Raw genomic sequence first — 17857 nt, 5'->3', positions numbered from 1 at the left:
GGCTTTGACGCTGGTGCTCACCGCCGTCCCGGAAGGCTGGACAGCGGAGATTTTGGACATGGAATTGACGGACAAGCAGCGACGAATGCTCGAGGGACTCAACCTCAAGCCCGGCGATGTGTACAGATTGACAAGTAGGGCGCCTGCATTGTACGCGCCTAGGAAAGCTTACGCCGTTCGCTCTCAGCCTTGTTTGCTGCCTTAAGCCGGTCTCCGACGTAGTCGGAGATGTCGCCGATCTCAGTTTGCAAGTCGGCCTCCGAGAAACCCTGCTCCTTGGCGGCCACGACAAGACGGCGGGTCAACTCGGCCACATCCTGCGACGCGCCGACAGTCCGATATTGCTCGACAGGGTGAATGCTGTTCTCAATCCAGAACTCGATAAACTCGCGGGCCTTGCTCACCGTATATTCAACTCCCACCAACCCAAGAGCTAGCGTTAGCGCCAGTGAGTGAGGAGAGCAAGGCGCCTCGGTTGGTAGATGCTGCGCATCGCCCCGAAGAATGCCGCGAAACACCGAACGCAAAGGCCGTGGCCGCCTCTCCCGCGACCGTTTGGAAAGTGATCACCGGGAACCGCCAATGGCGAAACAAACGCCTGCCGATTTTTCGCATGACAGCAGTTCCTGTGCTAAAGTTCCCTTGGAACCGGGCTAGAGGCAAGCAAATGTCGATCTACCTGCACTTGCATACGGACGCCATGGCACCGAGACAGGCCAGCCTCGTGACGAAGGCTTACGAGCAAGCGTTGCACAAGCTATGCGTCAAAGACCGCGATGACCCACTCACGGAAATGATCGCAAAGAAGATCATCAAGATTGCGCAGACCGGCATCAAAGATGCCGCCGAGATTTCAGCTCTTGCGATCCTCGAGCTCGAAATGCGGTGAGGCGTCCCCCCGAAACATTTCCATCCTCGGGTGGTTTTTGGCTCATGGGCAGCGCAATTGCGGGGCACGCTATGACTCCTCTGCCGCCGAGCGACGTATTTCTCACCGTCACCGTCATGAGTGTCATCTTCCTGATCGAGGTTGCTTTTTCGCTTTGATCGGAATGTTTTAAGCGAACATCGCGGCGGAACTAGGGGATCGCGGATCCCCGTCTGAACCACCCCAGCGACTTATTCGTTAATCATCGCCACCGGCAAACTACCCCGGCGCCGGCGGTGAGAGAAAACCAACAATGCCCCTCTCGCCAAACGCCACACAGGAGAGAGCGATGCCAAGCAAACGCTCTGTCCCCACGTTCCTCGATCTTCTTTCCGCAGAGAGGGCGCGGCTCCAAGAACAATTGAACTCAGCCCGGCAGGGACAAGAACGAGACTTGATCGAGCGAAGGCTGCGCCAGATCGAAGCGGCGCTTCGAGCCAGCCGATGGCCGGCATCGGCTGACTTGCAGCCGCCCAATTAAGCCTCCCGGCTGACGCTCCGACTAAAGTTTTCCAAGTTCCTCGCAACGATCGACCGTGTTCGGCGTCATTGCACAAGTGTAGAGCGCGTCATGGACAACGACGAGGAACAACAAGAGCTTCAAGACCGCATCATGCTCTACCGATTGACGGAACGTGACGTGACTGATCCGCTCGCGTTCCGCCTGATCCACGACATCGTTGCAGAATTAGAAGCGACTCTGCCCCATCGGACCGGAGTCTCCGGCCGCGAGCGTTGAGACGGTCCCCGGGCTAGGCAGCCTTTCTTGACTTTGACGTTAGCTCCAATGCAGCCGATCGACCGGCTTCGGTGAGGCCGCCAAGGGTTCGATCGCCATCCTCTGCGCATTTGATGATCCGGCGCGCGATGTGTCGGCGGGACTTATGGTTATCGGCACCTTTCGGTAGATGCTGACAGGCCCTTTCCAGCGCGACATCCATGTTGGCGAAGGTCCGACTGTCAAACCGGTCTGCAATGAGCATGATTGACCTCCCGAGCGATTACTTTCTCCGGTGAAATGGGAGCTAGGCAGAAAGCGACACGCTAGCTCGGCTTCAGTACGCCGTCGATAGCTCGGTCGGTGATCACGCAAGAAATAAATCCGCCGCTTCCACCGTAGGCGGGACAGAATGACGGACAGTATTACTACGGCTTGAAAAAGCGACCGCGGCCCGGCCGGCCGTAAGATCGCGACGCAGCTTCGATAGCAAAGGGAGAGACGCCATGTCGCGGCCCGTGTGCTCCGCATGCCACGTGGAACGGAAGCTTATCGTCGTCGCACCTTTCACCAAGGATCACGACCTCCAGTCATTTGAATGTCCAGTCTGCCATTCCACCCTACAACTGGTGGTCCGACGGGAAGCGATGTGGGACCGAGTGCAAGGGCGCGCCTAAGCGTTGCTGATGGAAAACTCTACTGCACCGCAGTAAACTCGCGGCGTTCATCAATTCATATTTCCGATCGCGCGCGGCCTGCCTCAATTGGCAGCCGGGCTTTTGCTTTGGCGTGCAATTTCGACGGCCAGCGTTCGCAGGGAGCGCCGGATTCCAGCCCAGCGCTTGATCACGATCACGGCGTGGGTCGTCCGACGGTTGCCGCCGCTGCAGCGTTTCCTGCTGCGCCAGGGCGAGACGCCGCTCCACATCCTCAAGGCGGCGCTGCATGTTGGTGAGCGCGTCCCTCGGTGAGTATAGCTCCGAATAGGCCTTCTTGATCTCGTCAATCTGGAGCTGGACATCGGCCATGCGCCCGTCGTTGCCGCGCCATTTCTCCTCGTGCTCACCTCGGGGCACAATCATTTTTGCGATTTCATCGAGCCGCGACTGGTTGCGCTTGATCGCATCGTCGATGGTGCGCCACTTCGTCTCATGCCCACCACGCGGAACATTGGCCTTCGATAGCTCGTCGATTGCTTCGGCATTGCGTTTGCTTCGCTCCTCCGAGGCCCGTCGTCAGTCGTCGCGGCCAAGCGGATGTCCAAATCCTTCTGCGTCACAGTCGCCTCGGCCATTTTCTCGATGACCCGCTGCTGCCGCTCCTGTCCCTCCTTGACCGGATACCAGACGAGACCGCCAACGATGGTAAGAAACGACAGCATGACGCCGAGTGCCGGCCACGGGATTTTCGCCCGCTCGTCCAGCTTGGTCCCAAGATTGCTGATCTGGTTCGACAGCGAACTGACTTGGCTGGTCGTATTCGCCGCGAGGTCCTTGATGCCCTACTTGAGGCCGCGAACCCGTTGCTCAAGCGCTGCGGGCTCGAAGCGCGCATCATAGTCGCCGTTCCGGGTTGGCATTTCAGCGCAAACCTATGTCGATTGACAGCCCCACGGTTAGCACGAGCATCACGCCGCCGACGATCACGAACAGAAGGCCGGTCGCGATGCCGACGGTGGTCGTCGCGTTCTTCGCCATGATGACGCCGCCACAATAAAGAATGCCGCGCCGACAAGCGCGGTCACTGCAGCGGCGATCACGCCACCGCCACATACTGGTTCGCGTTAACGCCGGTTTCGACTTGAATGTCCGTCACAAGCGGATGTTCGAGGCGACGCCAAGATAGCTCTGAGCGCGCGCCGATTGTCCGCCGTGATGCCATAGGCGGCCACCTGAGCCGCGACGGTCGCCGCTGCCGTTGTTGTCAGCCGATACCAGCGGTTGCCCGCATTGACGATCGAGGCGGTGACTCCCGCCCCAACGGTCTGGACCACCACCATTCTGGACATCGAAGTTCGCATAGGCGATGGCGCCGAATGCTGCGCTCCCGAACAGCATTTGCAGAAATTGCGCCGTTTCGTATTTGCATACAGCGATAACATGTAGCTCGCCCCCGCGACGAAATGATGGCGTTCGATGCCTCGCTCTGAGTGTCGGCCGCCGCCGTCTCGGTAAGACGATCGGCAGTCATCGCATTGTTGACGGCAACATTCGCCGTTTGCGCGAACGAGTTAATCGTCCACTGGCCGAGCGTATCCGAATGCAGCACGGGATTGGTCGGCAGCGTGGATGCTGGCGCCGATGTGACGGAACTCGAACCTTGCGCATGCGTCGTCATCACGCGCACGGTCGACGCGCCGACATCCCCCGCAAGCACGATGTATGTCGAGTCATTCGCGCCGAGGATATCGGCGTCGCCCTTGGCCCATTGATAGCTGTACGCAATCGGGAGATCGCCGGTCCATGTGCTGAGCGCTGCGCTCAAGACATTGCCTGCGGTCCCGCTCGATCACAAGACCGTGGGAGCGGCGATATTCGCCGGGCTCGCACCGGCAACGGCATAGTTGCGAGACGCGCCATTGACCCGGGCCGTATAACCGATATCGGTTGCTGCCGGGCTAGTGCTGAAATCGAAATAGTGATACGCGCCGTTGAGCCAGAGCACCGAATATTTGTCGGTGCGGTTGACCGACACAACCGGCCGCACATTCTCGTTCGCCAGGGCGCTCACCCGCTGCCGCGTCCACGTCGCTCCGCCATCGGCGGTCTGATGGTGATACAGAACGGCGGAACATTTCCTGCCGTGACGCTGCAATCGACCATCACACAGTCGACCCCCAATGGTCCGCTGACCACCACATCCTTCAACAACATCCTTGAGTTCGACTATGCTCTCGATCCTGTTGAGACCGAGGGCCTCCTCGCCGGTTTCCAGGATACGCGTACTGACTGGGGAGTGCGCTGGGGAGGATCAGTCGGAACACGATTCCCTATGTCGGCGGCTACTATCGATGGTCCAACAACTGGAAATTCACTGGCCGCTTGGGCGTGCAATCGTTCGAAGGAACGCAGCTTCTAACCCTCGCGTCCATCCAGCCCTTCACCCACCCATCGTGCGGTTCGATCTCGGATCGGATGGACGATAACGACAATCGGCTGTTTGGCGCTACAGCAGACATCACTTGGTTGCCGAAGCCAGCCTATCAACTGACGGTCAGAACGCCTCTATACGCTGTCCGCTAATGAATCGTACAAAATCGTGCTTGCGCGTGGAAAGGCGTGGATTTGGTGCCCAGGGAGGGAATCAAACGCAACCACCGACGCGCCGAACCGTTGTTTGTCCTTAGTGTGGAGGCGTGAGCCCTTGGCACTGGGGGCAGCGGTTCGCTACATCACGAAACCCACAATCGTGGGGCCCTGTTTCGTTGTCGGCAGGCCATTCGCCCAATTCGCTCCCAATCCGATCGGCGAACTCCATTGCTCCGCTCGTTCAACACCAGAGTCGTGACATCGAAGGCTCGAATGGGAACCGGTCGCCTGCCTTGGAGAAACATCACCATACGATCCGGAAGCCCCCAGTGCCTTTGTAGCTGTAGCTGTCGCCCGCATGGCTGAGGCTCGTGTTGTAAGAGACCTCGCCATAGACCGTGTAGCGGCCGTCCGCCCAGCTATAGGTGCCACCGGCGCCGATGCTGCCCCACAGCCGATCATTGGCATTCGCAAGGCGCGTGCCGGAGACGTTGACCATCGTACCATCGAGGAACTCGTAGTGCACGTTGGCAATGCCGTAGACGTCCGAGCGCGTCAGCCGGCCTGCCTCGTCGCGCCACGTCCGCTGGTGATCGAGCGAGAGGCCGACGCGGCCGAGCAGGCTGTCGCCGCTGCCGAGCGACACCCGCGCGCCGAACCGGTCAAAAAACGTATCGAAATTCACCGCCGAATAGACGAGCTGCGCCTGGGGAGTCAGCGAGAAGCCATTGCTGACAGCGAAGCGACGGCCGCTTTCGACGCCGAACGCATAGCCGAAACCATCGTTGCCGTGGGTCATGGTGCCGGTCAGCGCTGAGGTCAGATTGCTGTTGTACCAGGTGGTCTGCGCCTGACCGTCCACATAGAAGCCGTTTTCGCCATACCAGGTCAGCGTCGCGCCGGTGCTGTAACCATCGGCGCGGATCTTTCCATTGCCGAAGAACGAAGCGACATCCGCCGCCACCGTGCCGTACTGCGCGGTGAGCCCGATAATCAACTTGCCCTTGTCATTCTCGAGCGCCAAGCCGTCGATGCCGGCCTGCACCTTGAGCTGATCGGCCTGGTAGGTTGACCCGCTAGTGGTGGAGGGCTGCATCGTCGCATGCCTGCCCTCGACGCGGGCCCAGACCGGCGACTCCGGCACGGCGCCGTCCAATTGCGCATCGGCCGTGCCGGCGCCCGCGGTGGCGTCGCTGCCGCCCCGATAGCGGTTGCCGACGCGCTGTTGCAGGGTCGGCAGTTCGTTCAGTCCAAGCAGGACCTGCGCATAGGACTCGTAAAGCGGAACGCCTGGCTGGTACAGCGGCGCGGCTGGCGGCGGCGGATTGGCAAGGCTCGATTTCAGGTACCAGTCGCCGTTAGTGTCGTTCTTCTGCAAGGTGTAGGCGTAGGCGCCACCGACCACAGCCTGCTGTCCCTGGATCATGTAATCGCCGAGCAGAGAGAACGCGCCGTTCGAGGCACTGGCAACGTCGATGATCTTGATGCCTTCAGTTGTCGGCGCGCCAAGCCCGCCGACATTGGTCACCTTGACGGAGCCCGTGCCCGCGGTGCCCCCATTGACGACAAGCCTGTCCGTCACCGATGCGTCATTGCCGAGCGCGGTATTGAACGCAAGCAGGCCGCCATTGCCAACGTAGTCGCCGGTCACAGTCAACGTCGTGCCCGGCGCACCGCCCAACTTGACTGTCCCGGCATTGGTCAAGCTCGCGATCGTCTGGTCCCTACCGTTGAGATCGAGCGTGGCGCCGCTCAGAACCGAAAAGGCAGAAATCGCGCTGAATACGTTGGCGGCCCCCGCCTGCAGCGTACCGCCGACGACCATGGTGCCGCCCGTGTTCGTGGCGGCGCCGTTGAGGAGCAGCATGCCGCCGCCGTCCTTCACCACGTTACCGGCCCCGGAGATCGTGCCGTTCAAGGTCAACGTGGTCCCGGAATCGGTCAGGAAGGTGCCGCTTGTCGGAACAACGACGTTACGGCCGCTGGTTATGTTGGCCGTGGTCTGCAACGTGCCTGTGTCGAGCGTAAGCCCGGTGCCCGTCGCGCCGAGATTGGAATCGCTCGAGATGACAAGCGTGCCGCCGTTGATTGCGGTCCCGCCGGTGTAAGTGTTGATCCCGTTCAACACCAGCTTGCCGGAATCGGTCTTCACAAGCTGCGTGTTGCCGCTCAATACGTTGTCGATCGTCGCAACGAAGCTCGTACCCGCCAGAGTGCCATCTCCCACCCGGATGACCGACGTGGGTGAGCCAACCAGCGCGATCTCGCCGCCGACGAGATGATAGCCGCTCGAAGCGAACTGCATGCCGGTGGCCGTGACCTGACCAAGGCTATTGTCCACGGTCACCGTGCCCGGCACTGCCGAGAAGATCGCAAACGAGCCGTTCGCATATGGCGCATTGACAACGCCGCTGATGTCGGTCCAGTTGTCATCGACACCGGCGGTGTGCCACACGCCATCGCCACCGTTCACGGCACCGTCGTTCTTCGGGCCTGCGTTGCCGTCCCAGAAGTTCAGCGTTAGGCCACCGGTGTTGACGAGATTGACCTGCTTGTCGATCGAGGTCTGAACGAAATAGTCAGGGGATGGAATGGTGCCGGTCTGAAGCGTGTTGTTGGTGAGCGTGCCCGCATAGCTGATCACGCGATAGACGCCCGGATCAAAGCTGCCGCCAGATGAAGTGGTGACATTGAGGGTACCTGCGAGCGTCAGGTTGCCATTGACCGTCGTGAGATCGTTCAGCGAACCGCCCACCACATTGGCGTGGCCGAAATTGTAGTTCAGCACCGACCCGCCGTTCAGCGCCAAGTCCTTCTGAATCGTCAGCGTGCCCGGATTGCTGCCGAGATCGCCCGGCGACAGGATGCCGCCATTCGCAACAGCGACACTGCCGCCAATGATGCCAGTGCCGCCGAGCGCGCCGCCGGTGGCAACCGAGGTCGGCCCCGTGGCCGCGGACTGGTTGCCGTTGACGATCAACGTGCCGGCGGAGACCGTGGTTGCGCCTGTATAGGTATTGTTGCCGGTCAGCACTGTCGCGCCGCTGCCGAGCTGGTTCACCGAGCCGGAGCCCGAGATCAGGCCACCGAAGGTGAGGGTGTCGGAACGATCGAACGCAAGAACGCTGTTGTTGAGCACATTGCCGATGATCGAGCCCGTCGTGCCGCCGTTGCCAAGCTGAAGGGCGCCAGCCGAGATGGTCGTGCCGCCCCCGTACGTGTTGTTTCCGGTGAGGGCCAACGTCGAGCCGCCGGTCTTCGCGAGGGCGCCGACCCCATCGATCGTGCTGGAAACCGTCAGATCGGCATCGGTCTGGAACGTGCCGCCGCCGGCATTGAGGGTGACACCACGCGAGGTGGCGAACGCAGACGTGTTCTCCAGCGTGCCGCCGTTGAAGGTCAGCGTTCCCGATACGGCGCCGAGGTTGCCGTCATTGGCGACCGCGAGCGTGCCGCCATTAAGCAAGGTGCCGCCCGTGTAGCTGTTGTTCCCCGTCAGCACCCATGTGCCTGCACCTGTCTTGGTGAGGGAGGATGCACCGCCGCTGTCGCCAAGGACGGCGGCCAGCGTATTCGCTTCGGTGTTACTGCCGGTTAGGGTCAGGGAATGAGAACCCGCACCGCTGAAGGCGATTGCAGCCGTGTTCGTGAAATTCAGCGCGCCGGAGCCGGACGCATCGATTGTGCCGCCAGCTAGACCCAGCGTGAACCGGCGGTCCGTGCTCGCCCCGGCGCCGGTGTACTGCAAAGCGCCGCCGTCGAGGACGAGATTGGCCGCCGCGTTGCTGGACGCACCGACGCTGCTCGCCAATCCGCCATTCGCGAGGTTCGACACGCTCAGCACGCCGCCATTGATCCTCGTAGGCCCCGTATAGGTATTGGCACCGGACAAAACTTGCGTCCCGGCGCCCACCTTGGTGACGCCGACCACGTTCGTGACGCCGCTGCCACGAACGATCCGGCCGCTGAAAACGCCGCTGTCGTTGGTGTTCCCCAGTACGATGGTCGCGCCGAAGTTGCCGATCGGATTGCGGTTGCCGACGATGATGCCGGTTCCGGATAGCGCGCCCAGATTGAAGACGGCCGTGCCGAACCCCGAACCCATTCCCTGATCGGCCAGTTCGATGGTGCCGTTGAGCACGACATTCGCATTGATCAGCGCGTTGCTTGTGGCTAATCCCCCAAGGGCCAGACCGCTGCCTTGGCCGGCGGTGGCATTGGCAATGCCGTTGATGACCAGCGTGCCGCTGAAGGTGCTGTTGTTGTTGCGCAGCTTCACGGCGTCGCCCGCATTGACGGCGTTGATGGTGACCGTCCCGCTGCCTTTCAAGCCACCGTCCAGGTAAAGCCCTCGGCCCACGCCGGGGGTGTGATTGTCATTGATCGTAGTGTTGCCGGTGCTGGTCACGTTCCCGGTCAACACTGTGAAGCCCGACGCATTGATGTTTTCCAGCACCGCGCCATCTTTGAGCGTGACGGGGGCGGCGGCGTTCACGTTCGTGGTGCCGGTGAACGTCAGCGTGGCGCCCGAATTGACTGTGGTTGCGGAAACAAAGCCGGATGCATTGTTCAGAACCAGCCGTCCGGCATCAACGATGGTCGTCCCCGTGTAAGTCTTGGCGTTGGCAAACGTGAGCGTCCCCGCTCCTGATTTCACCAGGGTGGTGGAGTTGGAGATCGCCGAACCGATCGTCGCCGAAACCCCGGCATTCGTCGTGATCGTCGGCGTGGCCCCGCTCAGGGCCAGCGTACCGCCAGTGAGCGTATAGCCGTCAGTGTTGAAGGTCGCGCCTCCCGCTGCAACCGTACCGTTCACGGTCACGGTGCCCGCGCTCCCGCCAAAGACGGCGGTTCCTCCGCTGGCCCACGGCACTGCGGTCGAGCCATTGAACCAATTGACGGTGGTATTGTCCCAAGTGCCCGAGCCGCCCGCGCCGCTTGAACCCCAACTGAGGGTCTGCGCCGTGGCTCGTTCGCAAATGACAACGCTCAGCGCTAGGCTCGATGTGCCTGACAACAGGAGGCAGCGAACGACGATGGACCGGTAAGAGCGGCCTGGGAGCAGATGTATCAGCCTGCTGATACACGTTTGCAGCGTCGTTCTGCGGGGCGCTTTTGCCTCGTGCGAGGCGTGTACGACAGCGGTAGCAGGCCATCGCCGCACTTGCATTCCCATTCCAGTTTCCCAGCGCAGCCGCACACGAGACTGTCGCCGCAACGACTTTAATCGCGCGCCGACAGCATCAACTGCCGCGCCTTGCCCGAAACGTCCGAAAGGTCGTAGCGAGCGAGCAACGCGGATCGACCCCTGCGCTTCACACTAGAAGGGTCGTGACTGCGACGTCAACGACGGGGCAGTCAGTGGTTGTCGAATAACCAGAGGTGTGCTCCAGTAGCAACTGCTACCGTGAGCTGATAAGAGCATTAGCTCAACTGTTTGAGGTCGAGCGTTCGAATCCACTCCAGCGCGACGCTACGGGAGTCGTGACGATGTCGTCAACGACACTTTCGTGTTGTAAATGATGGACCAACCAGAGGTCTGCTTTGCGAGCAACGACTGCCTGAATTTGGTTAAGCAGGTATTAACTTCTGCAGAACGCAGCAATCGTGAGCATTCCTCACGTCCGCGTTTCGCCCAAGCCCGACATGCGTCTTCCCTAGCAAATTTCAACAGCTATTGAAGCAGGGCACCTGCGAACAAGTATGGGCGCCGCGCGATGTCGCGCCAATAGCGCCCTCTTTTGGGTCGCGATCTTTGTTGGGGCATTTCGCAAAGGAACCGAAATCGGTCTGCCACAGGTCGGCGTCTCTTGACGCGTTGCCCAGATAGATTGGGCTCGTTGCTGGGTCTTCCCGCGGCGAGTCGAGCGCCTCGCACAGCAGCAGCAAGCGCGCGGCATGATCGCTGACGGTCAACGGGAAGCAGCAGCGGCTATTGCCGAGCTTGAACTCGCCTTTGAAGTCGGCGCACCAGAGATCGTTGGGAGCCAGTCCCGGGCACAGCGGCGTGCCGCGCGCGCGGTGCCGCAGCCCACCACCGCGCTTGACGAGGCCGTGGCGGTCGATGATTGCATGGATGGTGCTTTTGGCCGGCACCAGGACGTCGTCGTCGAGCCGCCGCACCAGCAGCTCGCGGATCTTGCGCGCGCCCCAGTGCGGCATCTCGGCCTTGAGCTGGACAATCAGAGTCTCGATCTGGGCCGCCAGCTGGTTGGCGTAGCGAACCGGGCGCCTGGAGCGGTCGCTCAGCGTCTCCAGGCCATGCTCCTTGTAGCGATCGAAAATCTTGTAGCCGGTCTTGCGGGAGATGCCGAACTCCCGGCACACATCCGTCATGGCTTCCCCGTCCAACAGACGGGCGAAAAAGCGCAGGCGCTCTTCGATCACCGAACTCGCTTTCCACGGCATCCACGCCTTCCGCAGAACAAAAGCGGAAAGTGTAACCCATGTGTCCGGTACGTTTTGTCACCGATTTCTCGGGCCGCTCACCACACCAACCAAACCTACGATACCTTATCCAAGCCTTCGCACAGGGCAGTTCGTGAGCCCGTCGGCGAGTGCAGATTTACCCTCACAATCGCGAAAGTTGAAAGACCTCCAGCTGCAGGTCAGGCGAAAGCGGCCTCTGTCGTGGAAAATCGAAAACGGCCCATATTCGGTGCCGAGATCGTACCATAAGGCACGTGGTGCTCCTCGTCGGCTTCCTTCCGACCTAGATTGCAGGTTCAAATCGCGGAGACGCAACCACCGATACCGACATTCGGTTCAAGTTGTGATCTGAGTGTCCCTTGCGTCCCAAACGCAGTGAGTTTACTATAACATATTGATTTTCTTTAGGTAATGGACGCGTCGACCGCGTTCTGTTCACGGTCGTTTCATCCCGCTTCGTTGCGGCGTCCTGGACGTGAACGAGAACTGCTCGAGATCTGGGGCAGCTTGAAGCAAGCCCCCTGAAATCGACCGAGCGGCTAATTAAGAGACACGCTGCGACTATTGATTTCTCAACCGATTTTCTCGACCTGAGCCAAGATCCGACTATTTGAGATCAATGGGTTACAACGAAACATCCAACCACAAGAGCGCGTCATGTTGTCGGATCGACACATCCGAAACGTCTACGCCTTTTACACACACACCAACCCAACCTACGACCCAGAGAGTCTACCGCATTGTGAAGCCGTTCTCGATGATACCGGAAGACAGGCCGAGATCGCGGTCGCCGACCTGAACGTTTAGCCCGTCCGGATCCCGCACGTGGAAACTGTTGCTATCCTGCTGCGGGTCCAGCCCCATCGCGGCAAGGCGAGCTTGCAGCCAGGCGGCGTTGTAGCCGTCGATCCCGAACATAAAATGAGAGATCGTGCCGGGCTGCCCTTCTTCGCGCAGCACCAGCATGCTTTCCCCGAAGCCGAGCAGCACGCTTGTCGCGCTCTCCTGGATGATCCGCACCCCGAATGCACGGCAGTACCAATCCTTAGAGCGCTGGAGGTTGGAGACGGAGATCGCGATGTGATTGACTGTCTTGGCGGTACAAATCGGCGGGTCAATACTGATCCTCTCGTCTTCCTGCTGAAGTGAAGTGTTGCCAGCATCTTCGCAGTTCCATGTTAGATCGTCATGGCAAGGCATGGGAATCGTTCTCTTGTGGCTCGTTAATTGATAGGAATCCCAATCAGCTGGCTCGATCGGTCCACAGGCCTCCGGTATCGGCAGGGAAGCCGGCAGCGGCATGAGCGCGGGCTTTGGCTGCGAAGTAGTTTTTCGACCACGCAAACCGGCTGCCTGCTTTGGAGAGGCCGACGCTGTCGGCGATGCTAGCGAGGCTGATCGTGTGCCCGGCGGCGGCCCAGTTGCCCTCAGGCACCTCGTCGATGATGACCTGAATGCTGCGGCCAACATCTTGTCCCGAGGCTGCCGTAGCGGCGAGGATCGCTTCGGTCACCCATGCCTGCACCTCGCTCTTGTGCTCGGCGTTCATGTAGCCCTCAGGGATATTGACGCGAACGAGGAACCGTCCGGGCGGCGAGACGTAACCGTTTCCGGCCTCCCCGCCGGCCCACCAGTCGCCCTGGGCAAGTTCATTGAACAGAACCCAGGCAAACGCGCGGCCGCCTCGCGTATTCGCTCCGCCTTCCATCCGGATCATCACGTCGGTGAGTTTCTTGGCGAGATTGGCCTTCGCGGTGTCGTCGAGATCGCCGGCACCATAACAAACATTCATGATAGGCATGTCAGTTTCCTCGTCGGCTGCCGAGGCAGCTGATGTCGGTGCGGTTGGATTGACAGAGGAGTGATCGGCAGATGTTGCGGCGAGCTGCAAGGCCGTTCTGTAAGCTCCGCGATTCCAGCGACCGCCGCGGGCGCGCGTTGTGGGCTCGGGGTGGCGGCGTCGCGCGCGTCATCAGTGGCCGGCATGCTCGCTCTCCCACTTCTTGATATTTGCATCATCGATCATGATCGTCTCGACGATCATCACGTCGGTGTCGTCCTGAAGGACCTCGATATTGATCGAGCCCGTCGCCCAAAGCCCGATGCTGTCGCGTCGGCCGAGCACGGCGCCGCCGCAGCGGATCGATCCTTCGCGCACGAACACGTACGCGCCGTGCGATGCGGTGCGCAGCTTGTACGAAAACGAGCGGCCCTTGTCGGCCATCAGGCGGGAGACACGCAGATCCTGGGGGATCGGCAGCGCGCCGTCGGCATCGCCGATGAGCTGCACGATTTCGTTGCGCCGGCGGCGATAATCGAAATGGGCACGGTGATAGGTCGGTGGAAGAAAGAGCTGCTCGGGAAGCAGCCAAAGATAGATGGCATGCATGTCCTCCGGCGTGACGCTAAGCTCGGAATGCTTGCCGCCCGAGCCTGCAGAGAAGACGTAATAGTCGCCGGCTTGCAGCCGGTCGACCATGCCCTCGCCAGCCGTGTTGATGTGTGTGAGCTCGCCCTCGAACACGAAGGCGCAGATGACGAAGTTGTGGTGCGGATGCATGTTGTAGCCGCAGCCCGCGCCGTGGAAGATCTCGTCGCCGAAAACACGGACCGGACCGAAGCCTGGCCGTCCGGCCTGATATTCATGGAAGTTGAAGCTGGACGCCCGCGTGACGAACCCGTCGGGATGGCCGGCGATGTAGGAAGATCGCGATCCATCGGATCTGATGAGGTCGTGTCCACGTTCCGCTTCGCGAATGATGAATGAATTGCTCATGGCCGTGTGTCCTTGTGTTGGCGCGTCAGGCGACGCGGGCCAGATCGGGGCCGCCGGAGGCGTAGCCGATCTCGACCATCTCAAACATGTGCTTTGGCGTGCCGCAGTCCGGGCACACCCAGTCTTCCGGAATGTCCGCCCAGCGGGTGCCGGGAGCCAAGCCGTGCTCAGGCAGGCCAAGAGCTTCGTCGTACGAAAAGCCGCAGCCGAGGCACATCAGCCGCTTGAAAGGTTCGTCAGCCATCTTTGACTCCATGCGTTGCCTGACCTCCCTCCGACCCCGGATTGCAAGTATCGAGTTGTGTGTCGGACAGGCGTGATCTGATGGCGCGAGGTATGCGCGTGGGGGTGTACGAATACAAATACAACTTCAATATGCAGGTATCGGCGAGCGATATGGTCGGGAGATTCGTGTGGCGCGACAAGCGGATGCGACGTGCCGCGTCCCTTTTTTCCGCTTAACGTGGACACCGCGCTTAGTAGTGAAGCGCGCCCCCAGGAGTATCCTTCGTTTCCACGTACTCCGACCGCCGAATTTGGCAGGAGAACGCTCCTGGATCGGATGTAGACAGCTGAACTCAGAAGATCGTGTCGACGCTGGCATTCAGCGGAATGCAAGCAGGATAGCTTTTGCCACAAGATCCCGCGCCGGCCTGCCGGAGCACCTAGCTGCCACGGTCCTAAGCTCAGGATCTCGAAGTCTCGCCTATCGAGACCTCGTCAGCCGCCGACGTGAGCCCGGCACTTGGAAGCATCCTAGTACTCTTCGGGCGTTTGCCTACGTCACGGCGCTTTCGTCACAGCGGGCGGGCTCCAGCTTCCGTCAAGGATCGAGGGGCTCTGCTGTCTGGGCCAGTACATCCGCATGGTCAGGTTGAAGCCGTCCTCCGGAGCTGGTAGCCAGTTTGCTTCCTTGCCGGGTCCTGGCGAGTCGTGCTGGATATAAATGTCCGTTGAGCCGTCACTATTCTGCTGCAGCGGCATCCAGCTGCTGATTGCGTAGCGATGAATTGGATTCTCGACGAAGAAGGACTGCGGGTCGTACATGGTCACCGACCAGAATGCGTTGACCGGCGGCATCTGCCCAGGCCCGAAGTGCAGGACATATCGGTTAGTACCATTCAGAGGTTTGCCGTCTCCGTCCACGAACGTTGTCGGATAGAGGGCATCTGCGGGAAGGTTCGCAGCCAGCGCGATGAGCGCGATGTAAGCCCGAGTCTCGTAATCCGTCCCGAACGCTCCGATGTTGCTCTTGGGAATGTGCCAGCCGTTGACTGACGTACCCATGTGCTTGGCTTGCTCTTGCAAATAGGCGAGCGTCCGCCCTACCGCTCCGTCCAGGCTTTTGCCCGCGTCGGGATCGAGTTTCGACGGGTCAAACGGCTGTCCCGGGACGATCCCGATCGTCGACAGCTTCTCCAGCATCGCCGCGTCGGCTGAGGGCGGGGGATTCGCAGTCAGCAGCTTAGCCAGCGCGCCAAGGAAATCGGCGCCGCTCATGCGCCGGAGTTGCTCAACAGGTGGCGTCTTCATGTCGGCTTGCGCATCGACGGCTCCCTCGGGAGCCGAATACGGCTGACCAAACTTCGATAGCGGAGTAAGGGTGTATCCCGCTTGGATCGCGTGCACGGCTGAATAGTCCGCAGGGCCATTTGTCTGAGTACGCCCGAGAATCCAGACCATATTCGTCGGCGATTTTATCTGCTCCATCCCAGCCGGGAGCTTCCCGCTCCAGCCGGGTCCGGTAATAGCGAAGTTGCCAGCCCTTGTTCCGGTTGTGCGCGACCCCGGGCTGGAAAACACGTTGGTCCATGCGTCGAGCATGGGTAGGAGATAGTAGCGGCCGCCGGTTTCGGGCACCGACAGGACCATCGGCTCCGATGAAAGATCAAGGAAGGCGGACGAGTACAGCGTATCCACGTTGGCGCGTACCACGTTCTTGAACGTGGCCGGCGGAAAAATGGGTGCATGAGCGAACTGGTTCACAGGCGCTGCCATGGCATTCGGACGGGCAACATTGGTCATCCGCCTCCTCGTCAGGTCCATCATGACCAGCGGCAAACCGTAGATGATCGCTTCAGTGACGATGTCGACCGGCTTCAACTGCTCTCTGGATTCGCTGGGCGCTGCCGTATCCCTTGCGGCACTAGTGTCGAATGCTTGCGCTCCGCCCGGGCTACACGGGACGAACCAACAGATGAGTACGAGTGCCGCAAAGCCCTTCTTTACCTGTCCAAACACGAGTTGCCTCCAATTCCCAAAATCGATTTTGAGTTTACTTTGCTGTTCGAAAGTTGGCGCCCTCGAAATCGGCGAGATCTCTCCCGATAGGCTCGTGACGTGAATTTTAGCGCTGTCCGTCATCACGCTACCAGCTCCGAGACCTCCATTCGGCGAAGGCGATACCGCAGCGTTCGTTCCTCGCCAGTCTCCCGCTCGCCTGCCGGTTTCAAGCCGCGAAATCCCGGAGCAACAAGCCTCCGCAGATGATAAGGAAAATCCCGAACACGATCAGCGGAAGCGGGATCGTGACAGCAGCTAGCGCCCCTCCGATCATGGCGCTCAGGGACTCTGCACCCACCTGGATTGCCTGGTTGTTGCCCATCACGCGGCCTTGCCGCTCCAAGGACACAGCGTTGGACAGGATCGTCGGGCATGCGGCAAGTGCGATCGTTCCCATCATCGTTGTGAGACCGCCGGTGATCCAGATCGAACCTATCTGAGAGGGCACTGTGATCGCAATCATGGCAGCCCCGGCGGCAATGCAGGCGGTGATGGCGAGGCGGTTCAAACCCATACGGCGCGTCAATGGGGCCATGATGAAGAAGCTCGTGATTGCCGAGATCAGAGCCAGCCCCGAATAGATCAAGGTGGTTTGATCGACGCCAGTGTCCCAGCGATCGACCAAATAGACGAGCACCATCCGGAAGTAGCCGAACAGCGCAAGATAGATCAGAAAATTGAGCAAATAGAGCCGCCGGATTGATTCATCCGTGAAGACGGTGCTGAGATTTGTCATGGCAGCAAACAGGCTGAAATCGGCCTGCCTGTCAGCCGCGTGCGTTTCGGCGAAGCGGAACCATGTCCAAATAAGAGTGGCGACAAGGAGCGGCACCATCAACCAGAACGGAACACTCCAGCCGAGATGCAGGGCCATCTGGCCGCCGACGACCGGGCCGGCGATGTAGCCAAGGCTGGAGCTGGAGTACGTCCACGCAAACAGACGCGGACGTTCATCGGGGCTGCTCATGTCGGAAATCGCACTCTGCGCGATGGCGATGTTCGATTCTGCCAGTCCGCCAATCAGGCACCCCGATCCCAGCAGGACAATCGATCGCCACTCGATGCCGAGAGCTATCACAGCATATCCAAGCACCGTCACCAGCAGCGAGACGACCAGGACAGGCCTGCGACCGTAGCGATCGGACAAGGCGCCAAGGATCGGAGATCCCACGAATTGACCGAGCGGGTAGATCGCAAGCAGCAGCCCAAGGACGACGCTCCGCTGCCCGAGACTGGCGCCGTCCGGCACAAAGCCATTGTTTCCCATCAGCATGGGCGCAAACAAAGTGATCATGAGCGAGTAGCCGCAGAAACCAATGAAGATCAGCAGGTACAGCGGCAGGAGCGGGAGAATGCGAGCTAGGACAGTTCGGTCGATACGCACAGTGTGAGCGCGAGTGCAGTTCGCCAGGTCAGTCATCGTCGGGGTCTCCTCATATTCCGGTTCCGTCGGCACTAAGATGCCGGCGGTCGCG

Annotated in this window: 15 protein-coding genes and 1 pseudogene; 3 read left to right on the top strand and 13 right to left on the bottom strand. The window is 60.5% G+C overall.

The window, feature by feature from the left end; all coding sequences use genetic code 11:
- Positions 1-158: 158 nt before the first annotated feature.
- Positions 159-404, bottom strand: coding sequence for a hypothetical protein (locus P6U25_RS05845; protein WP_407150524.1), 246 nt, complete (start codon positions 402-404; stop codon positions 159-161).
- A 263-nt stretch (positions 405-667) separates the two neighbouring features.
- Between P6U25_RS05845 and P6U25_RS05840 the strand changes: the two genes are divergently transcribed.
- Together P6U25_RS05840 and P6U25_RS05835 are read left to right on the top strand one after the other, a co-directional pair.
- The gene (locus tag P6U25_RS05840; protein WP_407150523.1) at positions 668-889 is read left to right on the top strand and encodes a hypothetical protein; all 222 of its coding nucleotides are present in this window, start codon (positions 668-670) and stop codon (positions 887-889) included.
- Between the two features lie 610 nt (positions 890-1499).
- On the top strand, positions 1500-1667 hold the full coding sequence (locus P6U25_RS05835; RefSeq protein WP_407150522.1) for a hypothetical protein: 168 nt from the start codon (positions 1500-1502) through the stop codon (positions 1665-1667).
- Positions 1668-2266: 599 nt separating this feature from the next.
- Here P6U25_RS05835 and P6U25_RS05830 read toward each other — a convergent pair.
- The 4 genes from P6U25_RS05830 to P6U25_RS05815 all read right to left on the bottom strand — a co-directional run bounded on the left by P6U25_RS05830 (position 2267) and on the right by P6U25_RS05815 (position 4376).
- Positions 2267-2674 carry a hypothetical protein gene (locus P6U25_RS05830; RefSeq protein WP_407150520.1) on the bottom strand — a complete coding sequence of 136 codons (408 nt, stop codon included), beginning with the start codon at positions 2672-2674 and terminating at the stop codon, positions 2267-2269.
- Positions 2675-2724: 50 nt separating this feature from the next.
- The gene (locus P6U25_RS05825; RefSeq protein WP_407150519.1) at positions 2725-3027 is read right to left on the bottom strand and encodes a hypothetical protein; all 303 of its coding nucleotides are present in this window, start codon (positions 3025-3027) and stop codon (positions 2725-2727) included.
- A gap of 542 nt (positions 3028-3569) precedes the next feature.
- On the bottom strand, positions 3570-4130 hold the full coding sequence (locus tag P6U25_RS05820) for a hypothetical protein (RefSeq protein WP_407150518.1): 561 nt from the start codon (positions 4128-4130) through the stop codon (positions 3570-3572).
- Positions 4131-4154: 24 nt separating this feature from the next.
- A complete protein-coding gene (locus tag P6U25_RS05815) occupies positions 4155-4376 on the bottom strand; it encodes a hypothetical protein (protein ID WP_407150517.1) in 222 nt (73 codons plus the stop codon).
- A 39-nt stretch (positions 4377-4415) separates the two neighbouring features.
- Between P6U25_RS05815 and P6U25_RS05810 the strand changes: the two genes are divergently transcribed.
- On the top strand, positions 4416-4724 hold the full coding sequence (locus P6U25_RS05810; RefSeq protein WP_407150516.1) for a hypothetical protein: 309 nt from the start codon (positions 4416-4418) through the stop codon (positions 4722-4724).
- A 474-nt stretch (positions 4725-5198) separates the two neighbouring features.
- Here the strand turns inward: P6U25_RS05810 and P6U25_RS05805 are convergent, their stop codons facing one another.
- From P6U25_RS05805 to P6U25_RS05770, 8 genes and pseudogenes are all read right to left on the bottom strand, one after another.
- Positions 5199-10064, bottom strand: coding sequence for an autotransporter outer membrane beta-barrel domain-containing protein (locus tag P6U25_RS05805; protein WP_407150514.1), 4866 nt, complete (start codon positions 10062-10064; stop codon positions 5199-5201).
- A gap of 671 nt (positions 10065-10735) precedes the next feature.
- Positions 10736-11302 (bottom strand): annotated as a pseudogene (locus tag P6U25_RS05800) (helix-turn-helix domain-containing protein); the annotation flags it as partial.
- Positions 11303-12055: 753 nt separating this feature from the next.
- Positions 12056-12523, bottom strand: coding sequence for a VOC family protein (locus P6U25_RS05795; protein ID WP_407150513.1), 468 nt, complete (start codon positions 12521-12523; stop codon positions 12056-12058).
- A gap of 43 nt (positions 12524-12566) precedes the next feature.
- Complete coding sequence (locus tag P6U25_RS05790) at positions 12567-13214, bottom strand: tautomerase family protein (RefSeq protein ID WP_407150511.1); 648 nt, start codon at positions 13212-13214, stop codon at positions 12567-12569.
- 81 nt (positions 13215-13295) lie between these two features.
- Complete coding sequence (locus P6U25_RS05785; protein ID WP_407150510.1) at positions 13296-14099, bottom strand: pirin family protein; 804 nt, start codon at positions 14097-14099, stop codon at positions 13296-13298.
- A gap of 25 nt (positions 14100-14124) precedes the next feature.
- Entirely contained in the window at positions 14125-14343 is a 219-nt protein-coding gene (locus P6U25_RS05780; RefSeq protein ID WP_407150509.1) for a rubredoxin, read from the bottom strand.
- Positions 14344-14882: 539 nt separating this feature from the next.
- The gene (locus P6U25_RS05775; RefSeq protein WP_407150508.1) at positions 14883-16202 is read right to left on the bottom strand and encodes a DUF1254 domain-containing protein; all 1320 of its coding nucleotides are present in this window, start codon (positions 16200-16202) and stop codon (positions 14883-14885) included.
- Between the two features lie 346 nt (positions 16203-16548).
- Positions 16549-17676: an MFS transporter gene (locus P6U25_RS05770; RefSeq protein ID WP_407152432.1), complete on the bottom strand. Its 1128-nt coding sequence runs from the start codon at positions 17674-17676 to the stop codon at positions 16549-16551.
- Between the last annotated feature and the right edge of the window lie 181 nt (positions 17677-17857).

Source organism: Bradyrhizobium sp. ORS 86, assembly GCF_045571475.1.
Classification (GTDB): Bacteria; Pseudomonadota; Alphaproteobacteria; order Rhizobiales; family Xanthobacteraceae; genus Bradyrhizobium.
Note: the sequence above shows the minus strand (reverse complement) of the source record. Positions and strands in the feature narration are given on the sequence as shown.

Coding starts and splice junctions, on each gene's coding strand:
- P6U25_RS05840 (WP_407150523.1), top strand. CDS start 668: ATGTCGATCTACCTGCACTTGCATACGGACGCCATGGCACCGAGACAG.
- P6U25_RS05835 (WP_407150522.1), top strand. CDS start 1,500: ATGGACAACGACGAGGAACAACAAGAGCTTCAAGACCGCATCATGCTC.
- P6U25_RS05830 (WP_407150520.1), bottom strand. CDS start 2,674: ATGGCCGATGTCCAGCTCCAGATTGACGAGATCAAGAAGGCCTATTCG.
- P6U25_RS05825 (WP_407150519.1), bottom strand. CDS start 3,027: ATGCTGTCGTTTCTTACCATCGTTGGCGGTCTCGTCTGGTATCCGGTC.
- P6U25_RS05810 (WP_407150516.1), top strand. CDS start 4,416: ATGGTGATACAGAACGGCGGAACATTTCCTGCCGTGACGCTGCAATCG.
- P6U25_RS05805 (WP_407150514.1), bottom strand. CDS start 10,064: ATGCAAGTGCGGCGATGGCCTGCTACCGCTGTCGTACACGCCTCGCAC.
- P6U25_RS05795 (WP_407150513.1), bottom strand. CDS start 12,523: ATGCCTTGCCATGACGATCTAACATGGAACTGCGAAGATGCTGGCAAC.
- P6U25_RS05785 (WP_407150510.1), bottom strand. CDS start 14,099: ATGAGCAATTCATTCATCATTCGCGAAGCGGAACGTGGACACGACCTC.
- P6U25_RS05780 (WP_407150509.1), bottom strand. CDS start 14,343: ATGGCTGACGAACCTTTCAAGCGGCTGATGTGCCTCGGCTGCGGCTTT.
- P6U25_RS05770 (WP_407152432.1), bottom strand. CDS start 17,676: ATGATCACTTTGTTTGCGCCCATGCTGATGGGAAACAATGGCTTTGTG.